The organism is Cobetia sp. 5-25-4-2, from assembly GCF_013374075.1.
Lineage (GTDB): Bacteria > Pseudomonadota > Gammaproteobacteria > Pseudomonadales > Halomonadaceae > Cobetia > Cobetia marina.
This window is the reverse complement of sequence record NZ_BLWK01000001.1, coordinates 496,656-522,850: the sequence shown is the minus strand read 5'-3', so window position 1 is coordinate 522,850 and position 26,195 is coordinate 496,656. Positions and strand designations below refer to the sequence as shown.

Sequence of the window (26,195 nt, the reverse complement as noted above, 5' to 3'; positions counted from 1 at the left end):
GCGGGGCTTCTTCGTGTCTGGTCAACCGTCTCTTCAGCAGATGCTCAAGGAAAGTGTCAACTCAGCTCTCGGTACGCTCGAGCCAGGATTCGACGGTTTCGGCACCGTGCTCTTCCTTCCACTCTTTCAGCTGCTTGTGATTGCCACCACGGGTCTCGATCACTTCACCGGTATTCGGGTTCTTGTAAACCTTCAGCTTGCGCTTGCGACGAACGCCGCCAGCCTTGGTTTCCGCGCTCGCGGCAGCTGCCGGCGTCTGGCTGGCTTTCGGATCCAGCAGGCCAATCACGTCGCGAGTGGACTTGCCGTATTCACTCATCAGGGAATCAAGCTTGTCCTTGAATTCCAGCTCATTCTTCAGGCGATCATCGTTGCGCAGGCTTTCCAGTTGCTCTTGAAGTTTCTTGAGCTCTTGTTCTTTCTGCATGAAATCAGTCAACAGGGACATGGGGTTCTCCAAGGGTATCGGGACAGTCAGAAATTCACTTCCGGAAACAGGTGCTGCGAAAGAATTCGCCGATCAACAAATAACAGCTGCTTCCTGGATTTGGCTCACGCAGGGACTTGGGACAGTAAGACCCTACAGAAGCTGAAGGGATTATAGACCAAGCATGTCCACGCCGTGAAGCACTAATCAACTAACGACAAGTTAATCAAGCGCTCTCTGGAATGCAATAGCTGGCACTCGAAAAGATATGTGAATTCAAAATAGTCTCTGCCTGCAAATATCGTTAATTAGAATCGACATGAGCCTGGAGTCCCTATATGGCGGGCGTCAGCGGCCGTCAGGCGGTATTGTAAAATCACATCGACATCACAGGCAGGTAAATTCTCTCGCTGGCAAGCCGCAGCTTTCATGAAGTATTCATATTGTGACTTTTTCAGTAGCTCTTTCATCACACATCATCACTCCGAGTCCCTCTCGTTCTTGAGCGTATCCTCAAAAGCATGCAGACACAGAGGAAAGTAAACCTTCGCTTCTGCTCCACCAATCCCCCAGCACTATTTCCGCCGGCAATATTAGAGACATCACCCCCTCCAGAAAGTGACACTTCACAAATCATGTCAACCTGATAAAGTGGCCAAGGTTAACAAAGAGGCTCAATTGCCGTCAGCGTCGATGGAGAACATCATGTCCTACCCCCAGACCGCCTCACATGCCGATCAGCCGCAAGCGCTTTGGCATCCGTATACGCAGATGAACGCGATGCCTGCCCCGCTTGAGGTCGTGGGCGGAGTCGGGCCGCGCATGACACTGAGTGACGGCGAGACCCTGCTGGACGCAACCTGCTCCTGGTGGTGCATGATCCATGGCTACGGCCATCCTCGACTCGTCTCCGCGATTCAGCAGCAAGCGGCTCAATTGTGTCATGTGATGCTCGGGGGCATTCGGCACCAACCGGCAGTGGCGCTGGCCGAGGCACTGGTGCGCATCACCCCGGAGGGGCTGAACCACGTGTTCTTCTCGGACAGTGGCTCTGTCGGCATGGAAGTCGCCATGAAGATGGCAGTGCAATACCAGCAACAGCGTCAGGATCGTGATGACACTCACGGGCGGACGCGAATGCTGTCGTTGATGAAGGCCTACCACGGGGACACGGCAGGCTGCATGGCGGTCTGCGACCCGGAAGAGGGCATGCACTCACTGTTTGCCGACTTCCTGCCCAGACATCATTTCGCGCCGGCACCGACGGCGGGATTCACGGCGCCATATGAAGAGGTCCTCGGTGACATCGCAGCGCTGCGCAGAGAGCTCGAGACGCATGATGACATCGCCGCCCTGCTGATGGAGCCGCTGCTCCAGGCAGCCGGCGGCCTCAACATGTACTCGCCTCACTACCTGAAAGCGGCACGTGATTTATGTGACGAGTTCGGTGTGGTGTTGATCTTCGATGAGGTCGCGACAGGATTCGGACGTACCGGAAAACTGTTTGCCTGTGAGCATGCAGATGTGACGCCCGATATCATGGTGCTGTCAAAAGGACTGACGGGAGGGTATCTGGGACATGCTGCCACCCTCGCCCAGAGCCATATCTTTCATGCCTTCGATGGCAAGGATGCCAATACTGCCTTCATGCATGGCCCGACGTTCATGGGCAACCCATTAGCTTGCCGAGTGGCACTGGAAAGCCTCAAGGTTTTCGAGGAAGACGATTATCTCGGCAAGATCGCCAGCCTCAATCAGGTACTACGAGAGGAACTCGCGGATTTCTCACATCCCGCCATTGGCGACATACGCGTATTGGGAGCCACTGCCGTGATAGAGGTTCACGATGCAGCAAGTCTTGAAGGGGCTCAGGCTCACGCTCGTCAGCAAGGGGTCTGGTTGCGACCCTTCGGCCGCTGGCTCTATACCATGCCGGCTTATATCACCTCACACGACGACTTGCGCAAGATCACGCATGCCATGAAGAGTCACTTTACCGACAATCTCTGAGGCAAGACGTCAGGACAGGGATCTGCTCGGCTGCCTGTCGGCTGACGGGGAGTGACTGAGAGTGACGATCGCCCTCATCACTCCCCTCTTCTTTCTTCCTTCACTCTTCTCTCAACTCCTATCTTCTCTCTTCTCTCAACGCCGAGATTCGAGGCCCATCTCCCGGCAGGGGAATGCGGTCGGAAGCGCTCAATCTCCCCAGAGACGCCGCTCGAGGCGCGCATGTGCATCTGCCGTCAGCATCCCGCCCTTCATCAGTTTCTTGAGAAAATGACGATAGCGGCGGGCGATCTTGCGGCGCGCCAACCAGGCGATACCGGTGGCGAGGGGGATGAAGTCCGGATTGGAGATGCCATCGATCAACCACAGGCGCGGGGATTGATGCTCGCGAAACTGGACCACGATGTTGCGATCATTGAGGTCGGACGGTATCAGCCAACGCTTGTCGAGATAGCGATAGAGGTTGGCCAGCTCATCCATCAATGCCTCCTCCCCCACCCGCTCGGGAGTTTCATGACAGACCTCTCGCAGACGGCGCGAGGTCGTGCCGTCATCGTCGAGTATCAGATCGAAGACCAGCCCGAGGCCCTCTCGGGTCGCCACGCTGCCATGATAGGCAGGCACGTAGGACCAGTCGTGCACACCTCGCCTCACGAGCCCTTCGAAGTAGCGCTGCTCGCGCTGATTCTGGCGGCTTCCTTTGTCGGGATAGCGCGGTACCTTGATGCAGCGCCGAGGATCACGGGGGTCCTGATAGACACGGCGATCATTGCCCATGCCGATGACACGGGCATTTTCAAGCTCCAGCATGCGCTCTCCTGTTGAATAACGCCTGCGACTGCAGCCGCCGGGCAGCGTGGCATTCTACAAAAAGCCCTTCCCTTGCGCCAACCGTGCCGCCGGCGGCCGCGTTCCATGAGGTCATTCATCGGCCATTCAGCTTGGGACCTCGCTCTGGTATGATAACGCGCCGTTTTCTGGCAGTTTCAGGACGAAACCGCCTGACGTAAGCGATCAGCACGACTTGCGAGGTATTGCCCGGGATCGGGTGGCCGCGCACACCTGCAACCCCCGCTCCATTGGCACATCTCCCTTAATGAGGTACTCGCATGAATGCGGTAATACTGGCCGTTCTGGTCATGGTCGGCCTGTCACTGGCCCGAGTCTCGGTCGTCTTCGCTCTGGTGGCCGGCGCCTTGGTCGGCGGCCTGTTCAGTGGCCTGTCTCTGACTGACACTCTCGGCGCCTTCAACGACGGCGTCGGCGGTGGTGCCAAGGTCGCCCTGGCCTATGCCACGCTCGGTGCCTTTGCCGTGGCCCTGTCTCGCTCCGGCCTGCCGGATCTCCTTGCCGCACGCCTGATCGGCATGCTCAATGGAGAGAGCACCCCTCGCCGTCAGACCGCCATCAAGTACGGCTTGCTGGGCAGCGTGACATTGGTGGCGATCTCGTCCCAGAACCTGATTCCTGTCCACATCGCCTTCATTCCGATCCTGATTCCGCCACTGCTGGTGGCCATGAACCGCCTGCGCCTGGATCGCCGCGCCGTCGCCTGTGCCCTGACCTTTGGTCTGACGGCTCCCTACATGCTGCTGCCGGTGGGCTTCGGTTCCATCTTCCTCAATGACATCCTGCTGGCCAACATCAATGAAGCGGGCCAGGCAATGGGGCTGGAAGTCACCCGCGGCATGGTACCGATGGCGATGGCCATTCCGGTAGGCGGCATGTTCCTGGGACTGCTGACTGCGGTCTTCGTCTCCTATCGCAAGCCGCGTGACTACGCCAATCGCGAGATCAAGTCGACCAACGTCCCGCACCATACTCCAGTGCATGCACCATCCCGCAGCGGCCTGATCATGGCTGGGGTCGCCATCATCGCCGCCCTGGGCATCCAGCTCTATTCCGGTTCGATGATCCTGGGCGGCCTGGTCGGCTTCGCCATTCTTTCCCTGGGTGGCCTGTTCAAGTGGAACGAAGCCGACGACCTGTTCACCTCCGGCATGCGCATGATGGCACTGATCGGCTTCATCATGATCTCGGCAGCCGGCTTCGCCTCCGTCATGAAAGCCACGGGTGATATCCAGACCCTGGTGGATGCCTCCTTCCACATCATCGGAGACAACAAGCCGTTGGCCGCGCTCGTCATGCTGATGGTCGGTCTGTTCATCACGCTGGGCATCGGCTCCAGCTTTTCCACCATCCCGATCATCGCGGCGATCTATGTCCCGCTGGCCCTGCAGTTCGGATTTTCCCCTCTGGCGACCGTCGCCTTGATCGGCACCGCGGCCGCACTGGGCGATGCTGGCTCCCCCGCCTCTGACTCCACGCTCGGCCCGACGGCAGGCCTGAATGTCGATCAACAGCATGATCATATCTGGGACAGCGTGGTGCCGACCTTCATCCACTACAACATCCCGTTGATCGTCTTCGGCTGGGTGGCGGCGATGACGCTGTAATCCGCCGGCCAGGGTAGCCTGGCAACGGCAACAGAAGATATGACAACGCCCGGCAGGCATCACGTCTGCCGGGCGTTGTCGTCTCTGGGCGAAGAATGAGGCGACACGTCGCCTGATACTGGACAGCCATCCAGTCTTTTAGGATGATGCGCGAATGCGCAAGATCCTTCATGCTGACTGCGATTGTTTCTACGCCGCCGTCGAGATGCTTCGTCACCCAGAGTGGCGCGAGGTGCCCATCGCCATCGGTGGCCGCACCGAGCAACGTGGCGTGATCGCCACCTGCAATTATCCGGCTCGCGCCTTCGGCGTCCGCTCTGCGATGTCCACAGCGCGCGCCCTGCGCCTGTGTCCGCAACTGATACTCGTCCCCCCCGACTTCGAGCGCTACCGTGCCGTCTCGCAGGAGATCCAGGCACTGTTTCACGAACTGACACCACTGGTGGAACCTCTATCGCTGGACGAAGCCTACCTGGACGTCAGCGACATCGAGGAATTTCAGGGAAGCGCGACCTGGATGGCGCGCTGGCTGAAGGAAGAAGCCCTGAAGCGCACCGGGATCACGCTGTCGATCGGCGTGGCCGCCAACAAGTTCCTGGCCAAGATCGCGAGTGATTGGGAGAAACCCGATGGCCTGACGGTGATCACGCCAGAGTCCAGCGACGCCTTCATTCGTAAGCTGCCCGTCGGCAAGCTGCATGGCGTCGGCCCGGCCACGCTGGCCCGCCTCAATCGGCTGGAGATTACCACCTGCGATGACATCCGCACGACACCACTGACCACACTGGTCGAACACTTCGGCAAATTCGGACATCGCCTGCATGAACTCTCTCATGGCATTGATGACCGCCCCGTCAAGGTCGAGAGAGAGCGAAAGTCCATCAGTGTCGAACGCACTTTCGATCAGGATCTTCCGGATCTCTCCGCCTGCCTCGCCAAGCTTCCCATGCTGATGGAGCGCCTCGGGGAGCGTCACGCACGCCAGGAACAGCCGGTGCTGGCCAAGCAGTTCGTCAAGGTACGCTTCAACGACTTCACCAGCACCACGCTGGAAAGCCTCCTCCCCGCCTCCACCCTCTCATTGCCGGACGCCAGGAGTTTCGCACTGCTGATGGAGCAAGCCTGGCAACGTGGCCATCGACCGGTGCGCCTGCTGGGAGTCGGTGTCCGACTCAAGGCCCACGAAGAGACGCAACAGCTGGGGCTGTTCTGAGAGGGTGCCGCGCCTGACTGGCAACCTTGACGGACGGATGACAGGCATAAAAAAAGCCAGTCACAAGGACTGGCTTGTCCGGTCATCGATACCCCAAGGGTATCGCCGGAAGGGTCGTGAAACCCGCTCAAGGAACCATCGCAACCTGCAATGCAGGCAGGAAGCGAGAGTGGGCGAACAGCTCTGCGCATTGAACGACGCAGCCACTCTCGGCAAACACCTGCGGGGAGCATGAGATGCTCGACCCGCAGGTGTCAGGAAGGAATGCCCAGATTCATCGATGATGATGACAGTCCATCCGCTTCAACTGTCAGCATCATATCTTTTAGCCCGCAAACTAAAAAGCCGATCCACAGCAACAGTCCCATGCCACAACGGCACCGGATCAACGCTGACTCAATGGCAACCGTTGGATGCACTGGTTGGATCACTGGACGGGCGATGGGCGCCAGGATGAGGCGGGTTGTTGCCCCCGGACAGCAGCCGCTGGATATCCGCCGCCGCCATGGGCTTGTAGAAGTAGTACCCCTGAATGAGATCACAGCGCATTTCGCGCAACAGCTCGAGTTGCTGGATATTCTCCACCCCCTCGGCCACCACCTCCAGCCCCAGTCGATGCCCGAGGAAGACCGTCGCTTCCATGATGGCGCGATCCTTGGGTTCCTGAGCACATTCGATCACGAAGGAGCGATCGATCTTGAGCGCCGTCACCGGCAGCATCTTGAGGTAGCTCATCGAGGAGTAGCCGGTCCCGAAATCATCGATCGCGATCTTGTAGCCTCTGTCGTGCAGGGCACGCAGGCTATCGCGCACCTTGACGTCAGCATCGATCAACACGTTCTCGGTCAGCTCGATGCCGATGTCCCGTGGCGTCAGGCCATATTCCGCCACGCATGCCTCAAGACGCTGGAAGACGTCGCTGTTGATCGCCTGACGCCCGGAGATATTGATATCGATCCGATAGCCCTTGATCCCCATGGCATGCCACTCGGCCTGCTGGCGACATGCCTGGCGAATCACCCAGTCACCCAGGCGCTCGATCAGATTGGTGCGCTCTGCCACCTTGATGAAGTCAGTCGGGGGAATGGGCCCCTCGGGCGCATGCCAGCGCATCAGCGCCTCTACCGACTCGATACGCTCACTGCGCGCCGCGACCTGAGGCTGGAAGTGGAGGAACAGCTCGCCACCCCCATCCTCGCTCAGCAGCGTCTGAAGGCGCCCCGCCAGATGATGCTGATGCAGCATGGCATCGCGCACTTCCTGGTTGAAGAACTGATATCCATCACGCCCGGCCTGCTTCGCTCGGTGCTTGGCGACGTCCGCATTGCGCACCAGTTCCGGCGCATCATTGCCATTCTCGGGATAGAGGCTGACGCCGATGCTCAGACGCAGCAACAACTCACGCCCTTCTATCTGGAAGGGGCGCTGGAAATCTTCGCGGATCCGCTGCACGACCGACAAGGCATCACTTTCATAATCCAGGCGCGGCATCGCCATGACGAATTCATCGCCGCCGAAACGTGACAGTAGATCCTGACTCCGCTGGAACCCCTGCAAGCGCGACGCGACACTGCGAATCACGAGGTCCCCCATCTCATAGCCCTGGGTATCGTTGATCTCGGTGAAGTGGTCGATATCCAGAAACAGCACCATCAAGGTATCGCCGTGACGCTGACACTCCCCGAGCATGTTCTCGAGCTCAGTCTCGAACGTCTGCCGATTGGGCAGTTCGGTCAGCGGATCGAATCGCGTCATGTAGTCCAGCTCACGCTGAACCTTGCGCTCGCCCGCCAGATCGATGTCGATGCAGAACATCAATGGATTGTCCGACCGCTCACCCAACATGACGTGGTGAGAGAACACCGGCACCGGTGCGCCTGACTTGTGCTTCAGCTCAAGCTCGCTCGCCGGGATCTGGGTGCCGTGATTGACCCACGCGTGGTGGGCATCCACCACGATGTCCGCCATTTCATCCGGTATCAGCAAGGCTTCAAGACAACGCCCTCGAGCTTCCTGCTCGCTGAAACCATACAGTCGCTCGCTGGCCTCATTCCAATAGATCACTCGGCGCTGGCTGTCGTACCCCTGCACTGCCACACGTGGCAGGCTTTCCAGCAATTCGCGAAAGCGCTGGTCACTGGCGGGGAGTCCCATGCTGGCCGAGGGGCCAACAACACTAGTCTGCATGACCGCCTCCTGCGTGTGCTGTTGATATGCCATCTGACGATGACGAATCAGCATGATGCCCGCAGTTGCGCCAATAATCACCATCAGCAGCGCTGAAGGCCAGCGGCCGATGATGTCCTGCACTGCCACGACCCCCACCAGCAGGCCGATCGCGATGGCAGCGACCACTGTTCCAAAGAGCGCAATCCCAGTCGCTCTTCCGGTCTGACGAGACCCATCTGCCATGATCCAGGATACCTCCCCTACCATCTTGTCTACCGACCGGTGCTCGGCGGGGACACGCACGTTGCCTGAATCCGCTGAGTTATCGCGATATACATCACTGGAGCCAATAGCAGTCTAAGTGTCTGCCTCGCATAAACACAGTGCCAAACCCGCCGTGACACACGCCTCCTCTCAACGCTACCAGCACGTGTGTCACGCATTGCCCATGCCGTTTTTCGCCGAAAGGCGACAAAGAATACCGCTCATGACTGACATGATGCCAGGAGATCAGACCTCTAATACCCCTCCATCGCCCAGACGCCCATATTGATGATACTTACGCAAGATTAACGCTCTAAGCCGCGCGCTTGGTTTGACTCTCTCTCATGCATCTTCCCATTCTCCTCGACGTTGCGAACGCAACACCTTCCAACAGGCGCTAAATGCCGAAACATCGAGGAATTCTTGCATGAACATCGTAAACCGTGGTGTACGTCAGCTGGCCGATGCTTCCCGTAAACTCACTCTGGACCAGAGCGCTCTCAACGATCGCTACCCGGCAACGTCATCAGAGGATAGCGCTCTCTCGCTGCCCAGGATCTCTGAGTACTGGCCGACAAGCGTGCATGAGGAGCTGGCTCGTCAGCACTGGAGCAAGGCAACGATCACTCCACACATTGACTTGAACGCCTGGCAGGGTTTCCTGGACAACCTTCCCCGTGACCCTTACGTCAACACACGCTGGAAGCGCATGTCCTGGCTGCACCTGAATGACCAGATGGAAGTCGAAACCCTTGGCGAGTGCCCGATGGCACAGGGTGGACGCTTCAATGATGCTGCCAGCATGGCGGACCGCCTGAGATACTACGATCCGCTGGAAGCGGCGTTCACTGAGCGCGACGACGTGCGCGCCTTCGTCAAGGCCTGGGCCGACATGTGGGGCATCGGGCCGCGTGAGCCGATCCTGATGCAGATCACGGGTGTCCGCGGCGACGGCACCATCGACCCTCTCCAGGGACAAGGCATTCACGCCGACGGCTGCAAGTACTTGAGCATTCTGGTACTCAATCGCGAGAACGTCAGTGGTGCCATCAATACCCTCTACCGCGACAAGGCCGGCAGCGAGTTGCTGGCGACCACCGAGCTGGCACCGGGAGAGGTTCTGCACATCCATGATGACCAGCTGTTCCACAGCGTCAGCTCCATCACTCAGGATAACGCGGGCCAGCACTTCGAGCGCTTCATCATCATCATCAACTGCTCATTCATCGATGAGTTCCAGAACCGCATGCTGCGTCGTCACTTCCCGGGGGCAGTCCTGAACGACTGCGAGTGAAGCCATTCGACTCCACTGAGCAGACTGGCAACCCGGTGTCCGGGCATCGCCCGCACAACTGCCTCGACGACAGCTTTCCTCATCTCATCCTGGGGGATCGGTAGCTTCCGAGGCCTCCCCACCTGACCTGCACTCAAGCGTCGCAGCACGCTACCTGAGCACGACACGAGGAACCAGCCGGGCAACCGGCTGGCCTGGCGTGCCACTCCTGACTGGCCCGAAGGCCACAGCCTGATCGCGACCTGCCCCCTCCTGCAACAGCCCCGCCAACGGCTTCCGCCTGCATGCCAAGCGCATCGGTTTCATTGTCCGCGCGCCATGTACAGGCGATATACTCGACTCATGACAGAGGCGTTGCCCACGATGCGCCTTCCACGACAGGAAATCCTCATGACGCTTGAATCGGGACTGACCTTCTTCCTTGCCATCTTCCTCTTCGGGATCACTCCCGGCCCCGGAATCCTCGCCCTGATGGCGCGTGGCATGAGCCAGGGAGGCAATGCCTGTGTCCCGATGGCCGTCGGCATGAGCCTCAGTGACGTCTGCTACATGCTGGCGGCCGTCTTCGGTCTCTCGGCACTGGCGACCCATTGGAGCGAGCTCTTTCTGGTCATCCGCCTGCTGGGGGCCGCCTATCTGATCTACCTGGGGTACAAACTCTGGACCTGCCGACCCAGCCCGGAAGACACGGAAATTCCCGACATACGCGGAAGCTGGTGGCGTGGCTTCCTGCAAGGCTTCCTGATCTCGGCCTCCAACCCCAAGGTCATCCTGTTCTACATCGCCTTTCTGCCGACCTTCATGGACATCACCCGCCTGAGTGGTGGCGATATCGTGATCGCGGCCGCTCTCAATCTCAGTGCCTTGCTGATCGGGGTCGTCCCTGTCGGTTACGCCGCAGGCCGCATTCGTCGCCATCTGCGCTCGACGCGAGCCGTCAGACGCCTCAACCGCAGTGCTGCCAGCCTGATGATCGGTGCCGGCAGCTACCTCGCACTGCGTGGTTGAGCACCGGCCTCCTGCGCCAGTCTGGCCGCCGATACGAGAACGCCCCTGTCAATCACATGACAGGGGCGTTCTCTTCGATCACTGAGGCAATTCGCTCAGGTCATGCAACGGATGGCACCGTTACTGACGGATACCTTCTACCACCAGGTACATGTCGACCGTCGCGGCCGCTGGCCCAAGCTTGGAGGTGTCGATGCCATAGTCGGCGAGCTTGAGCGTGGTGGTGCCCTCGAAGCCCTGACGATAGCCGCCCCAGGGGTCTTCGCCACCGCCGATGTGATCGACATCGATGGTGATCGGCTGCGTCTCGCCATGCAGTGTCAGATCCCCCGTCAGCTTGCCGGCACCATCACCGGAAGAGGTGAACCCGGTGGAGACGAAAGACGCCGTCGGGTACTCGGAAGCATCCAGGAAATCAGCGGACTTGATGTGCTTGTCTCGCTCGGCGTGGGCGCTGTCCAGGCTGTCGACATCGACTTCGACCTTGACGCTTGACGCCTCGGGCTGACCCTCGTCATAGCGGAAGGTCCCCGTGAAGTCCTTGAACTCACCCAGGACGTAGGAGTAGCCGAGATGGCTGATCTTGAACTGGATGAAGGCGTGCTGGCCCTTGGTGTCAATGACATAGTCCGAGGCCTGAGCCTGGCCCGCCATCAAGGGGAGTGCCGCTGCCAGAAGGCCGCCAGCGAACGTCTTGCCCAGCGAGAAGGCCTTGGGTGTCAGGGATGTGTCGTTCATGTCCTAGCTCCTTGAGGATTCGTCATGCATGGTGCCGCCTTGGTGGCCGGCAATTCCTTTCAGCGCAGCGGCCAGAGCATACGTCGCAACGTGTCCTGGCCCTCCAGCAGATGATGCTTGAAGGCGGCAGCGGCGTGACCAAGCGACAGGATGACGAGCGCCCAGGCCGCGTACCAGTGAACGTCTCCTGCCAACGTCGCCTGATCCTTCATCCCGCTGAGCAGGGCAGGCACGTCAAACAGCCCGAATACGCTGATGGCTCGTCCATCCGCCGTCGAGATCAGATACCCCGAGATCATCACCAGCAACAGCAATGCATACAGCAAGGCATGCCCGATGCGCGCCGCCCGCTGCTCGATGCGGGAGCCATGCGCCTGTGGCGTCGGCTGCATGGCTCGCCAGACAAGGCGCAGCAACGTGACCACGAACAGCACCACGCCCACGGAGCGATGCCACCAGGGCCCCAGCTGATACCAGCGATCATAATAGCCAAGTGATGTCATCCACCACCCGAGGGCGAAGAGCCCGATGATGGCCAGCGCCGACAGCCAGTGCATCACGATGACGGGCCAGCCCCACCCCCGACGACTATTGCGCCACATGCTTGTCTCCCTGTCCTGTCATCCAACGCGCCGAGCGTGAGCCCACCTGCCGTGATCGACGCTCTGAACCGCGATACGACACCGTATCGTGATGATGCCTTCCCATGGCTGCCAGCTTACCCACTGGCCTGCCACGCGCCAAGCGATAGTCCCACCCCTTTCTCATCATGCCGCGCCAGCCATGCCGGCGCTGAGCGCTCTCTTCCCGAGACACCGGCCACCGTCACGGCCGAGCAGATGCAGAAACGCCCGGCATGGCCGGGCGTTCCCTCACGACAGTGCTGGTCGACTCATGCAGACGCCAGGCGATCCAACCCAAGCGCCAGATCACGCTTGATGTCATCGAGATCTTCCAGGCCCACTGCGATGCGCACCATGCCGTCCACGATACCGGCGGCCGCTTTCTGCTCATCGCTCAAGCGGCCATGCGTGGTGGTGGCAGGATGCGTGATGGTGGTCTTCACATCACCGAGGTTGCCGGTGATCGACAGGATGCGCGTGGCATCGATGACCGACCAGGCCCCTTCACGACCTCCCTTGATGACCACCCCCAGCACGGCACCGAAGGCCTTCTGCTGAGTCTTGGCGAGCGCATGCTGCGGATGACTCTCGAGGCCTGAATAGTGGACGCGCTCGACCGCAGGATGCGCTTCCAGCCAGTGCGCCAGCTCCAGCGCACGTGCACAGTGGGCCTCCATGCGAATGTTGAGCGTCTCCAGTCCCTTGAGGAAGACCCAGGCATTGAAGGGACTCAGGCAGGGCCCGCACGTCCGCACCACGCCGAAGACCTCTTCCATCAACGCGCTGCTGCCGACCACTGCCCCGCCCAGAGTCCGCCCCTGCCCATCCAGATACTTGGTGGCGGAGTGGATGACGATATCCGCACCCAGGGTCAGCGGACGCTGCAATGCCGGGGTGCAGAAGCAGTTGTCGATGGCCAGCCATGCATCATGCTCATGTGCCAGCGCTGCCAGCGCCTTGATGTCACCGATCTCGGACAACGGGTTGGAGGGTGTCTCGGCGAACAGCAGCTTGGTGGACGGTGTGATGGCCGCGCGCCAGGCCTCGAGATCCCCCAGTTCGACGAAGCGCGTGGTGATGCCCAGCTTGCCGAAGTACTTGGTGAACAGGCTCACACTGGAGCCGAAGATGGAACGCGAGGCGACGATCTCATCCCCGGCTTCCAGAAGGGCCAGCACGGTGGACATGATCGCGGCCATGCCGGAGCTGGTGGCCACGCAGCGCTCACCGCCCTCCATTGCCGCCAGTCGCTCCTCGAAGAAGCGCACCGTCGGGTTGGTGAAGCGCGAGTAGATGTTGCCGGCTTCGTCACCACCGAACTTGGCTGCCGCCTCGGCCGCACTGCCATAGACGAAGCTGGACGTGGTGTAGATGGGCTCGCCGTGCTCCTGCTCACCGCCACGCAAGTGACCGGCGCGGATGGCGAGCGTCTCCAGTCCCAGCTCATCGCGGGAAAGGTCGGCGCGGGAAAGATTGTCGTCGTGCATGGTGTCCAGTACCTCTACTGATGGAATCCGCTGATCTCTGTCTCGGATGACGTGGCTCACGGGATTGTCAGGTAACGCGCCGCAGGCGCTTCTTTCATGAGCCGGGAAACAGAGCAGAAAGCTGTCGGTCAATGTTACCGGTTTTGAACGCGCAACGGGCCCCGGATTTCTCCGGAGCCCGTTGCGAATCACTCACCCTGCCATGACCTGTCACGCGAGACAGGTCATGGGGTCAGTCGATGTCTTCGGAATCGTTGTGCAGATCCACGACCGCGTGGGTCTCGCCTGCGTTCTTGGCACCATCGTTGCGTGAGGCCTGCAGGTCGTTGAGGTAGGCCTCATCGATATCGCCGGTCACGTAGATGCCATCGAACACGGAGCAGTCGAACTCGTCGAGGGCAGGATTGACCTCGCGACAGGCATCCTTCAGGTCATCGAGATCCTGATAGAACAGACGATCCGCGCCGATCAGATCCGCGATTTCCTTCTCGGTACGACCATGGGCGATCAGCTCTTCCGCGGCCGGCATGTCGATACCGTACACATTGGGATAGCGAACCGCTGGCGCCGCTGAGGCGAAGTAGACATTCTTCGCGCCCGCCTCACGGGCCATCTGGATGATCTCGTTGCAGGTGGTGCCACGCACGATGGAATCATCCACCAGCAGCACGTTCTTGCCGGCAAACTCGATATCGATGGCGTTGAGCTTCTGACGCACGGACTTCTTGCGCAGCGTCTGCCCCGGCATGATGAAGGTACGGCCGATGTAACGGTTCTTCATGAAGCCTTCGCGGTAAGTCACTCCCAGATGCTGAGCCAGCTCGAGAGCGGACGTGCGCGAGGTATCCGGAATCGGGATGACGACATCGATGTCCTGCTCCGGCCATTCCCGCACGATCTTGTCGGCCAGCTTCTCCCCCATGCGCATGCGGGTGCCGTAGACATAGGCACCGTCCAGCAGGGAGTCCGGACGCGCCAGATAGACGTGCTCGAAGATGCACGGCTTGAGTACCGGGTCATCAGCGCACTGCAGGGTATGAAGCTGACGCTCCATGTCGATGAAGACGGCTTCCCCCGGTGCCAGGTCACGGATCAGCTCGAAACCGGCGACGTCCAGCGCCACGGATTCGGAAGCGATCATGTACTCGGTACCTTCAGCAGCCTCGCGCTTGCCGAAGCAGGCCGGACGAATCCCGTGCGGATCACGGAAGGCGACCAGGCCGGTGCCGTTGATGATCGACACGGCGGCATAGCCACCCTTGCAGCGACGGTGCACACGACGTACCGCATCAAAGACATCACCCGCGCCCAGACGCATGCCCTGCTTGCCCAGCTCGTGAGCGAAGACATTGAGCAGCACTTCGGAATCGGAGCTGGTGTTGATGTGACGCAGGTCGGAGGAGAAGAGCTCCTGCTTGAGCTGCTCGGAGTTGGTCAGGTTGCCGTTGTGCGCCAGGGTGATGCCGTAGGGCGAATTGACGTAGAACGGCTGCGATTCCGCCTCGCTGGAAGAGCCAGCGGTCGGATAGCGAACATGGCCGATGCCCATGTTGCCCTTGAGTCGCTGCATGTGACGAGTGCGGAAAACATCACGCACCAGGCCATTGCTCTTGCGCAGCAGGAAACGACCCTCGTGCCAGGTCATCATCCCCGCGGCATCCTGCCCACGATGCTGCAATACGGTCAGCGCGTCATACAGCGCCTGGTTTACCGAGGCGTTGGCCATCAAACCTACAATCCCGCACATCCCGTCATTACCTCACTGATACACACTAGGAGAGGGAGGCGCCAGCCATCATCAGCGCGCCTCCACATGGCAATATGAGTGCTCACATGCCGCAATTGTCAGGCCTGCCCACACCACAGGCAACACCTGACCGATGGGTCAATCGGTACCACGATGCTTGCTGCACCTCGACGCGCTGACCTGCTCGGGGGGTCGAGCAGACAAAACAAAAGCGCCGAGCAAGAATGCCCGGCGCTTTTGTCGTCTCAAGGTGCTGCGGTGTCACCATCACGCTGCTGATGCTGCTGACGCATGAACTGCTCGGCGACCTGCTGACTGACGCCTTCACTCAGCGTGCGGCCTTCGTGGCGGGCACGCTCGAGCAGGCCACTCGCCTGCTGCTGGAAACCGGCAGTCTGTGAGGATGGAGCCGTCCCGTCCTGCGGCAACTGCCAATCCCCTCCCGTGTCCCACTCACGGTAGCGTGCCAGCGACCAGTCGCGCAGCTGCTCCAGCGTCGGGCGCAGCTGCGCCGCCTGCCAGTCCGCACTGTCACGCAGAGGTGTCAGGCCGACGACAGCCGTCACCAGTACCAGGATCACCGCCGCCCGAAGCGCGCCGAAGACACCCCCCAGCAGGCGATTGAAGCCCCCCATGCCGACCGCCTGGACCAGGCGTTCGAGCAGACGCAGCATCAGGCCCCAGACCAGCACCGTGCCCAGTACCACCAGCACGAAGCCGACCGCGGTGCGAATGCCCGGAGACAGGATCACCTCGTCGAGCAGGGCCCCGGCTTCCGCCCCGAACTGGCGTGCCGCCACCAGGGCCACCAGCCAGCCTGCCAGTCCCAGCGCCTCGCTGAGCAGACCACGCATCAACCCCAGCAACACGGAGATGATCAGCAGCCCCAGACACAACCAATCGATCCAGACCAGCGCGTTCACTCACCCTCCTTCCGGCGTACCAGAAGGCCCTTGATATTGACCTGCTCCTGAAGGCGAGAGCGCGCGGACTCACCAATCTCGGAAGATTTGTAGGGACCGACGAATACCACGGTCAGATTGCCATCCCGCGCGACGCGATAGGCCGCGAATCCCTTGCTCTGCAGGTCCTTCTGGAGTCGCTCGGCGTTGGCCGGCTTGCCGAAGCTGCCGACCTGCACCGCCCAGCCACCGGCGGAAGAAGATGGCGCGCTGGCGGCAACGGCAGGCTTGGGCTCAGGCGCCGGTTTGGGCTCTGGCTTGGGCGTCGGGGCCGGCTTAGGCTGCGGTGTCGGCGCAGCCTTCGGCTCGCTGCTGGACACGGACCTGGTCGGCGACAGCTGCTGCGCCTCCGCCACGCGAGCTCGCGACTCGGAGGCGTTTTCGATGCCGGGTCCGGGATCACTGTCACGCACCTTGCCATTGCCATCCACGAAGGTGATGGGGACATCGGTACCAATCTTCAGCTCGCTGGGGGGCTGCGGTGCATCCACCGTCGAACGGTCGATATCCACCGGCTTGCCCAATGTCATCACCGGACTGGGACGCTCATCACGGGCCGGCGGCTCATCAAACAACATCGGGATGAAGATCACGCCCAGGGCCAATAGGATGACTGCGCCGCTGATCCGTTCTCGCTTGCCATATTTCATCGTGCCATCTCCCTTGCACCCGGATTCCAATGACCGCGGTCCTGCTTCACCTCAGGCATCCTCGTCGTCAAGCCATGCCAGCGCTTCGCCAACCGTGAAGAAGGAGCCGCAGACCAGCACCTCCCCCGCAGTGGCATGCTCCACCAGCCAATCCGCCGCCTCAGCGACCGAATCACATTCCGCCAGCACGGTCCCCTGGCAGGCACGCACCACGGCAGCCAGCTCACTGGCCTGGCGAGCACGCTCGCCGCCCAGTGTCGCCACGACGAAGCCATCCACCACGGGCGACAGCGCCTCGATCACGCCTCGTGCGTCCTTGTCTCCCAGCATGGCCAACAGCACCAGACGCGGTCGAGCGGAACGCTCGCGCGCCGCCAGACGACTGGCCAAATAACCTGCCGCATGCGGGTTGTGCCCCACATCCAGACACCAGTCACGCCCATGACGCTGGACCCATTGCATGCGCCCCTTGAGCTGGACATTGGCCATGGCATGGCGCACGCATGACACCTCAAGCGCCACACCGGCCGCGACGAGCGCATTCAGCGCACTGGCCGCGTTGTCGCGTGGCAGACCGGGGTCCGGAAGTGCCTCGAGGGTCATGACGGGGTCGCTCAGTCGCTGCCAGCGCCAGAGCCCATCCGCTGACGACCTTGCCGGGGAGGCGAGGTCCTGCTCGCAGGCGTCCTGCCAGACAAAGTCCTGCCACAGCACCTGAGGCGTCACACCCAGCGAGCGGGCGTGCTCGGCGCAGCTGCTCGGCAAGTGATCGGAGCCGAAGATGGCCGGGCGCCCTGCACGCAGGATACCCGCCTTCTCGAAGCCGATGTTCTCGAGGTCCGTGCCCAGGAAGGCAGCATGATCCTGTGCCACGGTGGTGATCATCGCCACATCGCAGTCGATGATGTTGACGGCATCCAGACGCCCGCCGAGACCGACCTCCAGAATCGCCAACCGTGGCTGTCGCTGAGCGATCAACCACAGGCCAGCGAGCGTGCCGGCCTCGAAGTAGGTCAGGCTGATCACGCCCTGCCCATCTCCCGCATCCGAATGACGCGCCGAATCCACCTGCTCGAAGGCAGTGATCAGCTCGGCATCACTGGCGTGCTGCCCATCGAGGGTCACGCGCTCGTTGTAATGCAGCAGGTGCGGAGAGGTGTAAGTCGCGGTCGTCAGACCATGCGCACGCCCGAGCGCCTCGAGCATGGCGACCGTGGAGCCCTTGCCGTTGGTACCGGCCACGGTGATGACCCGCTCGCCAATGCGACGAGCCCCGGGGCCGACAAGCCCCAGACGCTCAGCCACGCATTGCACGCGGGCGAGCCCCATGTCGATGCTGACGGGATGCTGGCGCTCCAGACGCGAAAGCCAGTCTTGCAGTGACAGCTCGCGTGGCACGGCCTCATGCAGGGCAGCAACGCTCAGCGGAGGCCGCTCACGGGACTGCAGCACCTCTCGGGTGCTGCAGTGGCCCGGCGCATTGGCCTGCTCAGCCATCGCGACGATCGCCTTGCGGCTTGTCGGCGGAGAATGTCTCGTCAAGCACGCTGTCAACCGCGGAGCGCGGCTCTGCAGGCTGCGGCTCGCTCGGTGCAGCCTCGACAGCCTCACCTTCGACGACGACTTCCGTGGCATCTACCACCGGTGCCTGCACGTCAGCCTTGACCGGCAGACCCTGCAGCTTGAGCAGGATGCTGGATAGACGCTCACGCATGTCGCGACGGTGGATGATCATGTCGACCGCGCCATGCTCGAGCAGGAACTCTGAACGCTGGAAGCCTTCCGGCAGTTTCTCGCGCACGGTCTGCTCGATGACACGCGGGCCAGCGAAGCCGATCAGGGCATTCGGCTCGGCAACGTTCAGGTCGCCCAGCATGGCAAGCGATGCCGATACGCCACCGAAGACCGGATCCGTCAGCACGCTGATGTACGGTACGCCTGCCTGTTTGAGCTTCTCGAGCGCAGCGGAGGTCTTGGCCATCTGCATCAGGGAGAACAGTGCTTCCTGCATGCGCGCGCCACCGGAGGCCGCGAAGCATACCAGCGGCACTTCTTCCGCCAGCGCGAGTTCGGCTGCACGCACGAACTTCTCACCGACGATGGCCCCCATGGAGCCGCCCATGAAGCTGAATTCGAAGGCAACGGCCACGACAGGCTGTCCGGAAAGCGTGCCGCGCATGGCGACCAGCGCATCCTTCTCGGACGTCTGCTTCTGGGCGGCGCTCAGGCGATCCTTGTACTTCTTGGAATCGCGGAACTTGAGGCGATCGACCGGCTCCAGATCTGCCGCGATCTCCTCGCGACCCTCGCTGTCGAGGAACCAGGACAGACGGGCACGCGCAGTGAGACGCAGGTGGTGGTCACACTTCGGGCAGACGTTGTCGTGCTTGGTCAGCTCCGGAAGGTACAGGACTGCTTCGCACTTGGGGCATTTACGCCACAGGCCATCAGGAATGGAGGTGCGCCGATCCTTGCGTTGGATACGGCTCATTGACGGCACAATCTTGTCAAGCCAGCTCATGGTGGGGAGGCTTCCGTTTTGCTGCTGTTCTGGGCACCGCTCGACGACTGTCGGCGGCCATGCGAGTTGGCACACGCCCACCTCTCCAGGAGGCAAGGACGTGGCGGGCAACGACTGACACCCTCTTCGCCCCCTTGTCTCGGGACGCTGGAGGAAGTCAGTGGCGCCAAAGGAAAAGACCGTGCAACCCATTGGTCGTACGGCCCCTTTTCCAGATTCTGGCAAACATTGTAGCGGCTTCGCCCCCCTTGCGGGTAGTGCGAGATGCCAATTGCCTTGTGGAGTCCAGTGTTGCGCCTGCCCCGCGCAGGCCTTGCGGCATGCCGCGCAGGGCATCAGTGGAGTCAGTCGGCGGCTCGTACTGCCTGACAGAACGCCTGGAGGCGCTCCCATGACTTCTCGCCTGGGGCAGACTCTACCCCTCCCGAGACATCGACCGCGTGGGGCGCTACCTGCCTGACCGCCTCCGTCACGTTGCCGGCCTCGAGCCCGCCCGCCAGGATCACCGGCAGGGGCAATTCTCGAGGGATGCGCGACCAGTCAAAGGTCTCGCCCGTGCCACCGGGGACACCGGGACGATAGGCATCCAGCAGCAGCCCGCGTGCGTCATGGAAGCGTTCTGCCTCTGCCGCCAGGTCGATCCCGTCACGCATGCGCAACGCCTTGATATAGGGGCGGCCAGCGGCGCGGCATTGCTCGGGCGTTTCGTTGCCATGGAATTGCAGCAGATCGAGATGCGGGGCAGCGGCGGCCACTTCAGCCTCACTGGCATCGACGAACAATCCGACACGCATCACGAATGCCGGCACCAGGCGCGAAAGCTCCGCCAGGCGAGCAACGTCCACCGCCCGCTTGCTGCCCGCCCACAGCACGAATCCCAGCGCATCGGCACCTGCCGCCACGGCGCCGGCGATATCCTGTTCACGTGTCAATCCGCAGATCTTGATTCGGGTACGCTGGCTCGCTCGAGCGCTCATCTCGGTCATGGGATCACTCCGTTCAACGTGAGGATTCATTCTGTGCGGCAGGAATCGCTTGTTCATGTTCCCGACTGAGACGCTCGGCCTCACGGGCAACGCTTGCCAGCCGAATGGCTTCCTTTTCACTGAGCTTGCCTGCCGCCCGAGCCTCTTCGGCACCCTCGGCTTCGGCACGGGCCAGGCGTGAGCGTACCATCGGGCAATCCGGCAAGGGACGCTCTCCCGTCCACTCCCCGAGATGGGCCACCAGACCAGGCCCGAGCGGCTCCCTGGGCAGCTCATAGCGCGGCGGATAGATGACGTCGACGAAGTGAAGTCCCGTGGCTGCTGCCGTGGCACTCGAGCGCGTGCGATCTCCCCCGCGCATCAGCTCGACGATCCACTCGACAGGCTTCTCGCCACGCCCGATGGCCATCAAGGTACCGGCGATATTGCGCACCATGTGGTGCAGGAAGGCATTCGCCTGGATGTCGATCATGACCAGCTGGCCGTGACGACTCACCTCGATGAAATGCACGTGGCGTCGTGGCGAGCGCGATTGACAACCTGCCGCACGGAAGGCCGAGAAGTCCAGCTCCCCTACCAGATGGGTGGCCGCCGCCTGCATGTCGGCGACATTCAGGGGTTCACGACACCAGGTGGCGTTGTGACGCTCCATCACCGGCCGAAAAGGCTGATTGATGATCATGTAGCGATAACGACGCGCGATGGCGCTGAATCGGGCATGGAAGTCATCGGGAACGGGGACCGCCCAATGGATGCCGATATCCGGGGGAAGATTGACGTTGCCGCCCATGCGCCATGCCTTGCGGCTGCGGCCCACGGGGGTATCGAAGTGCACGACCTGACGCACGGCGTGCACACCTGAATCGGTGCGCCCGCTGCAGTGGACGGTGATGGGAGTGGAAGCCACCTTGGAAAGCGCCTTTTCAAGCGTTTCCTGCACGGAAGGTGCGTGGCTGAGGCGCTGCCAACCGCAATAGCGGCTGCCATCATACTCGACGCCCAGAGCGATGCGCCCCGGGCGTCTTTCATTATCATCAAGCGGTGTAAAAAAGGGCATCAGGTCAGACCAAAGCGCTCCATCAACGCCAGCGCCTCTTCACGGATCATCCCGTCACTGGCGGAGGCGAGCGGCTCAAGCAGCGCTGCCGCTTGATCATCCTCACCATCCACCAGCAACTGGCGGGCTTCCTCGAGCTGCTGGAAAGCCACGCTGTCCTGGGCGCCAGCCCCTGCCCCTGCCATGCCGACAGAGGGATAGGCATTATCCTGATCCCCGGACTCGAACGCCACTTCCTCCACCTCGAATTGCGAGATATCACGACGAGGGACATCCACCTCTTCCAGCGTCATGCTATCCAGCGACGGCAACTCGTCGGCTGCTGCAAAGGCGCTTGCAGGCGCCACCTCGTCGCCTGAAGGTGCACTGGATTTCGCAGACTCGCCTTCCTCATCGATGGAGGCGGAGGTAAATTCGACCGCCTCACCCTTGAGCGCCTCGTCCGCCTTCTCGGCACTTGCCACTGCCGCAGGCTCCACACCGTCATCAAGCGTCAGTTCCGGCGCCTGGTAATCGATCACGTTGTCACTGAAGAAACTGGTATCGGGTGCCGCTTTTCCGTGCTCGGGACTCTTGCCCTTGAGGCCGGGCTCGAATGCGACTCCCACGTCTGCCGGAGTGTCATTCGTGACGGCGGCATCAGCGTGCAAGTCATCCTCGAACGAGCCACTGTCCTGCCCTACGCCTGAAGAGTCAGACACGTCACCCTCCGGCTCGCGCTCATCGTCCTGCAGGTTCGCGCCACCTGCCGCCAGCCTTTCAGAAGCTGCGCTGGCCGAGGATGGCACACGCAGGGACTGGGCATATTGACTGACGACACCGGAGAGATGCGTCACGTTGCTTGCGGCCACCGCGCCACCCATGGCAGCACGCATGGGGCTACCCATCCCGGCATAACGGTTGAGCAGCGCCTGAGCCTCTTCACGCTCTTCTGCATTGCCCGCCGCCAATACCTTCTCGCTTTCGTGATTCAGCGCCTCGAGATTGCCAAGTTCTCCATGTACTCCCATCAGCTTGAGACGCAGGTCCTGACGACTCTCATCGTCTGCAAGACCGGTTTCCAGCAGGGCTTGCGCCTGATCGAAGCGTCCATAGGCGATGAAGATATCCGCCTCGCTGATGGCAGCGGCCTCAGGCTGGGCCAGAGGCTCAAGAGTGTGAGAGCCACGACTTGCCACTGCAGACGTCTCTTCCGGGACCTGTCTGTCAGCGGTACCCGCTGCAGCTCCAAAGGCACCCCGTGACGGGTCCTGCAGGTCCTGGTCGTTGTGACGCACGGCATCCGCGAAGCTCATGCTGGAGTCATCCTTCGGCCCCGAGCGACGACGCAGCAACAGCAACAGCAGCAACAGCAATGCTCCCGCCGCGCCGCCCACCATCATCAGATTGTCCTGTACCCACTTCCACGTCGCCTGCGGCCAGGGCTGGCTGGGCAACACGAGATTGCCTTCACCATCACGCGGCTGGCCCAGATCCACCCCGGCAGCGACCAGACTCTCGGGTAGCGTCAAGGGAGTGATGCCGCTGTTGACCAGCAGACGGTTCTGCTTGGCCAGCAATACCTTGGCCGTTTCCAGCTGCTCGGTACGCTCGGCCAGGGAAGCACGCAGTTCACCGACTTCACTGCGCAATGAAGCGACTTCACTGCGCAGGTCGTCACGCTCCTGCTCCAGTTGATCCAGACGCTGCTGGTTGGTCAGCAACTGGTCTTCCAGCGATTCGAGGCGATCCGACAGCTCATCGATGGCCTGCTGGCTGCCCGCGGAAATCTGCGTACTGGCGGCCGCCTTGCTCGCCGGCGTGGCCTCTTCATCGATCAGCGTCAGGCGCGGCTTGCCGTCAGCACCCGCACTGGCGGGGCCGCTGGGAGCGGGAGCTGCAGCGGGCGTCTCACTGGCCGTGGCGGTATCCTTCGGAGACGCGGACGTCGTCTTCTTGCTGGCCGGAGCAGGAATGGTCTTGCCTTGCGCCCCCGCGACCCACTGCTGATATTGCTCACGCACTTCGCGATCGGCCGCCGTGCGCGAGCGGCCCAGCATGGTGGCGCGATCGGGAACGCTCAGGACTACCCCCGCCCTCAGCTTGTTGATGTTGCCGCCCGGGAAGGCACTGGGATTGGCTTCCTGAATCGCCAGCATGGCCTGACGGATGCTGACCCCGGCATCCGGCCGCACGCGTCGTGCGATGGTCCACAGGGAATCGCCACTGCGTACCTTGATGCTTGACGGCGTTTCGCCCGCCGCGGGCGCAGCGCTTGCCGAGGACGACTGACCACTGTCACGGAAGACCACGGAACGCGAGGGTGTCGACCCCGTGTCGGCCAACGGACGTGAGCGCGCACCAGAAGGCGTCACCAGTGCCGGTTGACTGGAATAGCCCGCCGGATCGAACAGCAGCGTGACCTGACGCTGCAGCTTGCCATTGGGCCACTCGACGTCCAGCAGAAGATCCACATAGGGCTCACGTACCGCCCCGTTGGTGGTCAGCTGAAGATAATAGCGGCTGCCCTGCTGCTTGATGGCCACCTTGACGTCATCACTGACATAGCTGCGGTCCACACCGGCACGCGCAAAGGCGGCGGCATCGGAGACGTTCGCCTTGATCAGGCTGCTATCAAGCCCGGAGGTATCTGTCAGGCCGATGCGGGCATCCAGCGGTTGATTCAGATTCGAGCGCAATCGCGGCGATTCCATGCCGACCGCCAAGGCCTGAGCACTATAGATGGCGAAGGAGATCGCCAGTGCGAGAGGAAGCTTGCGTCCCATTGAGTGTCCCTTCGTATGCGACCGATTCAGTGTCCGGCCGGCGCATTATGTTACGTATTCTTACATATAAGATACCAGAGAGTCCGCCTCATGATTCAGGCAAGGCGCGACTCAGCCAGAAAAATTTCAACGCTAGCGGGCGTCGTCCCCTCTGATAGCCCACCTGCTCCCCGGATGACAGGAGTGACCAGCTCCACCTCATCCGGCTGACACGATACTCAAATATGCATACGAGATGCCATCATGCATCAACATCGCCAGCCAAATTCGCAAAAAATGCGCAAGCCGGAATGAAGCCGGTCAGTCATTGGAATGACATGCCGGTCATCTGATGCCCATGGCACTGCCGATCATCGGCACGACCGACCATCGCAATCACCCTTCATTGGGCATTCGGGACATGACCGGGAACCCGGACATGGTCCGCCAGGACATTCGCTAGGACATTCGTCAGGGACGTTCGAGTGCATGGATATTCGATTGCAGGATTTTCGATTGCAGAATTTTCGAGCGCAAAAAAGTCGCCCCCGGCTCCGAGGAGTCGGGGGCGACGTCTTGCATCACGCCATGGCACTCAACCGCGAGGGCCAGCCATCGTGATGATCAGGCGGCGCGATGTTCCCGCAGAATGGTCAGCATGCGCTTGAGCGGCTCCGCGGCCCCCCACAGCAGCTGGTCACCCACGCTGAAGGCAGACAGGTATTCACCACCCATCGCCAGCTTGCGCAGACGGCCGACCGGAACGGTCAGGGTGCCGGTAGCAGCAGCCGGTGTCAGGTGCTTGAGGCTGTCTTCCTTGGTGTTGGCGACGACCTTGACCCAGTCATTGTGCTTGGCCAGGCGGTCTTCGATCTCGTCCAGCGGCACGTCCTGCTTGAGCTTGACGGTGAAGGCCTGGGAGTGGGAGCGCATCGCACCGATCCGCACGCACAGCCCATCGATCATGATCGGGTTGCCTTGGCTGTCGAGAATCTTGTTGGCCTCGACACCGGCCTTCCACTCCTCGCGGGTCTGACCGGATTCCATCGGGGAATCGATCCACGGCAGCAGCGAGCCGGCCAGCGGCGCACCGAACTGCTGGGTCGCGAAATCATCGCCGCGCATGGTGGCGGTCACCTTGCGGTCGATATCCAGAATCGCGCTGGCCGGGTCTGCAAGCTCCGAGGCCACGCTGCCATTGAGCTGGCCCATCTGGGTCAGCAGCTCACGCATGTGGCGCGCACCACTGCCGGACGCCGCCTGGTAGCTCATGGAAGTCATCCACTCGACCATGCCGGCCTCGAACAGGCCACCCAGACCCATCAGCATCAGGCTGACGGTGCAGTTGCCGCCGACGAAGGTGTTGGCACCGGCACCGATCTTCTCATCGATCACGTGACGATTGACCGGGTCCAGCACCAGCACGGCATCCTTCTCCATGCGCAGGGTGGAGGCCGCATCGATCCAGTCGCCCTTCCAGCCGGCTTCACGCAGCGGGCCGAACACCTGCTTGGTGTAGTCGCCACCCTGACAGGTAACGATGACGTCCAGCGCCTTCAGCTCATTGATGTCATTGGCATCCTTGAGCGCCGGCACCGGCGTGCCCACGTCCGGGCCGGCCTGACCGACCTGGGAGGTGGAGAAGAATACCGGCTCGATACCGGCGAAATCGTTGTCATCACGCATGCGTTGCATCAGCACGGAACCGACCATGCCACGCCAACCGACAAATCCGACTTTCAACATGCTTGTTCTCCTTGTTCATGCACGGCCGGGAACACGGAAGACACCGAAGCTCCCGGCACAGGAATGACCCGCAGCGAGCACAGGCAACTCACC

Annotated in this window: 20 protein-coding genes; 5 read left to right on the top strand and 15 right to left on the bottom strand. The window is 61.6% G+C overall.

Going from position 1 to position 26,195, the window contains the following annotated elements; translation table 11 throughout:
* Positions 1–61: 61 nt before the first annotated feature.
* On the bottom strand, positions 62–448 hold the full coding sequence (locus tag HXS65_RS02285; protein WP_077372437.1) for a histone-like nucleoid-structuring protein, MvaT/MvaU family: 387 nt from the start codon (positions 446–448) through the stop codon (positions 62–64).
* 684 nt (positions 449–1,132) lie between these two features.
* Between HXS65_RS02285 and bioA the strand changes: the two genes are divergently transcribed.
* A complete protein-coding gene (gene bioA / locus HXS65_RS02280; protein WP_176493001.1) occupies positions 1,133–2,437 on the top strand; it encodes an adenosylmethionine--8-amino-7-oxononanoate transaminase in 1,305 nt (434 codons plus the stop codon).
* 189 nt (positions 2,438–2,626) lie between these two features.
* On the opposite strand, the gene HXS65_RS02275 is transcribed toward bioA, so the two are convergent.
* Positions 2,627–3,247, bottom strand: a complete 621-nt coding sequence (locus HXS65_RS02275) for a YrbL family protein (RefSeq protein WP_077372434.1) — start codon at positions 3,245–3,247, stop codon at positions 2,627–2,629.
* A 299-nt stretch (positions 3,248–3,546) separates the two neighbouring features.
* On the opposite strand from HXS65_RS02275, the gene HXS65_RS02270 reads away from it, so the two are divergent.
* On the top strand, positions 3,547–4,893 hold the full coding sequence (locus HXS65_RS02270; protein WP_077372432.1) for a Na+/H+ antiporter family protein: 1,347 nt from the start codon (positions 3,547–3,549) through the stop codon (positions 4,891–4,893).
* Positions 4,894–5,047: 154 nt separating this feature from the next.
* Entirely contained in the window at positions 5,048–6,106 is a 1,059-nt protein-coding gene (gene dinB, locus HXS65_RS02265) for a DNA polymerase IV (protein ID WP_084209067.1), read from the top strand.
* A gap of 396 nt (positions 6,107–6,502) precedes the next feature.
* Here dinB and HXS65_RS02260 read toward each other — a convergent pair whose 3' ends face one another.
* Positions 6,503–8,293: a bifunctional diguanylate cyclase/phosphodiesterase gene (locus tag HXS65_RS02260; RefSeq protein ID WP_254696435.1), complete on the bottom strand. Its 1,791-nt coding sequence runs from the start codon at positions 8,291–8,293 to the stop codon at positions 6,503–6,505.
* Between the two features lie 673 nt (positions 8,294–8,966).
* Between HXS65_RS02260 and HXS65_RS02255 the strand changes: the two genes are divergently transcribed.
* Both HXS65_RS02255 and HXS65_RS02250 read left to right on the top strand, forming a co-directional pair.
* The gene (locus tag HXS65_RS02255) at positions 8,967–9,833 is read left to right on the top strand and encodes a 2OG-Fe dioxygenase family protein (RefSeq protein ID WP_077372427.1); all 867 of its coding nucleotides are present in this window, start codon (positions 8,967–8,969) and stop codon (positions 9,831–9,833) included.
* A 390-nt stretch (positions 9,834–10,223) separates the two neighbouring features.
* Positions 10,224–10,841 (top strand): LysE family translocator, encoded by a 618-nt coding sequence (locus tag HXS65_RS02250; protein WP_176493000.1) that lies wholly within the window; start codon positions 10,224–10,226, stop codon positions 10,839–10,841.
* A gap of 120 nt (positions 10,842–10,961) precedes the next feature.
* On the opposite strand, the gene HXS65_RS02245 is transcribed toward HXS65_RS02250, so the two are convergent.
* The 12 genes from HXS65_RS02245 to asd form a co-directional block, all read right to left on the bottom strand.
* Complete coding sequence (locus HXS65_RS02245; RefSeq protein WP_077372421.1) at positions 10,962–11,579, bottom strand: YceI family protein; 618 nt, start codon at positions 11,577–11,579, stop codon at positions 10,962–10,964.
* 59 nt (positions 11,580–11,638) lie between these two features.
* A complete protein-coding gene (locus HXS65_RS02240; RefSeq protein WP_136938193.1) occupies positions 11,639–12,181 on the bottom strand; it encodes a cytochrome b in 543 nt (180 codons plus the stop codon).
* A gap of 290 nt (positions 12,182–12,471) precedes the next feature.
* Positions 12,472–13,689 (bottom strand): O-succinylhomoserine sulfhydrylase, encoded by a 1,218-nt coding sequence (locus HXS65_RS02235; RefSeq protein ID WP_176492999.1) that lies wholly within the window; start codon positions 13,687–13,689, stop codon positions 12,472–12,474.
* 232 nt (positions 13,690–13,921) lie between these two features.
* The gene (purF, locus tag HXS65_RS02230; RefSeq protein WP_136938195.1) at positions 13,922–15,436 is read right to left on the bottom strand and encodes an amidophosphoribosyltransferase; all 1,515 of its coding nucleotides are present in this window, start codon (positions 15,434–15,436) and stop codon (positions 13,922–13,924) included.
* A gap of 245 nt (positions 15,437–15,681) precedes the next feature.
* Positions 15,682–16,359 (bottom strand): CvpA family protein, encoded by a 678-nt coding sequence (locus tag HXS65_RS02225; protein ID WP_084209069.1) that lies wholly within the window; start codon positions 16,357–16,359, stop codon positions 15,682–15,684.
* Positions 16,356–17,048, bottom strand: coding sequence for an SPOR domain-containing protein (locus HXS65_RS02220; protein WP_084209070.1), 693 nt, complete (start codon positions 17,046–17,048; stop codon positions 16,356–16,358). Before HXS65_RS02220 ends, HXS65_RS02225 begins: the two co-directional genes overlap by 4 nt.
* Before the next feature lie 51 nt (positions 17,049–17,099).
* Positions 17,100–18,545: a folylpolyglutamate synthase/dihydrofolate synthase family protein gene (locus tag HXS65_RS02215; RefSeq protein ID WP_176492998.1), complete on the bottom strand. Its 1,446-nt coding sequence runs from the start codon at positions 18,543–18,545 to the stop codon at positions 17,100–17,102.
* Positions 18,538–19,569, bottom strand: coding sequence for an acetyl-CoA carboxylase, carboxyltransferase subunit beta (accD, locus tag HXS65_RS02210; RefSeq protein ID WP_077372401.1), 1,032 nt, complete (start codon positions 19,567–19,569; stop codon positions 18,538–18,540). The genes HXS65_RS02215 and accD overlap by 8 nt, the downstream gene beginning before the upstream one ends.
* Positions 19,570–19,913: 344 nt before the next feature.
* A complete protein-coding gene (locus tag HXS65_RS02205) occupies positions 19,914–20,546 on the bottom strand; it encodes a phosphoribosylanthranilate isomerase (RefSeq protein ID WP_103751383.1) in 633 nt (210 codons plus the stop codon).
* A gap of 22 nt (positions 20,547–20,568) precedes the next feature.
* Positions 20,569–21,612, bottom strand: coding sequence for a tRNA pseudouridine(38-40) synthase TruA (gene truA / locus HXS65_RS02200; RefSeq protein ID WP_176492997.1), 1,044 nt, complete (start codon positions 21,610–21,612; stop codon positions 20,569–20,571).
* The gene (locus tag HXS65_RS02195; protein ID WP_176492996.1) at positions 21,612–24,377 is read right to left on the bottom strand and encodes a FimV family protein; all 2,766 of its coding nucleotides are present in this window, start codon (positions 24,375–24,377) and stop codon (positions 21,612–21,614) included. The genes truA and HXS65_RS02195 overlap by 1 nt, the downstream gene beginning before the upstream one ends.
* A 603-nt stretch (positions 24,378–24,980) precedes the next feature.
* A complete protein-coding gene (gene asd, locus HXS65_RS02190; protein WP_084209075.1) occupies positions 24,981–26,102 on the bottom strand; it encodes an aspartate-semialdehyde dehydrogenase in 1,122 nt (373 codons plus the stop codon).
* Positions 26,103–26,195: the final 93 nt, after the last annotated feature.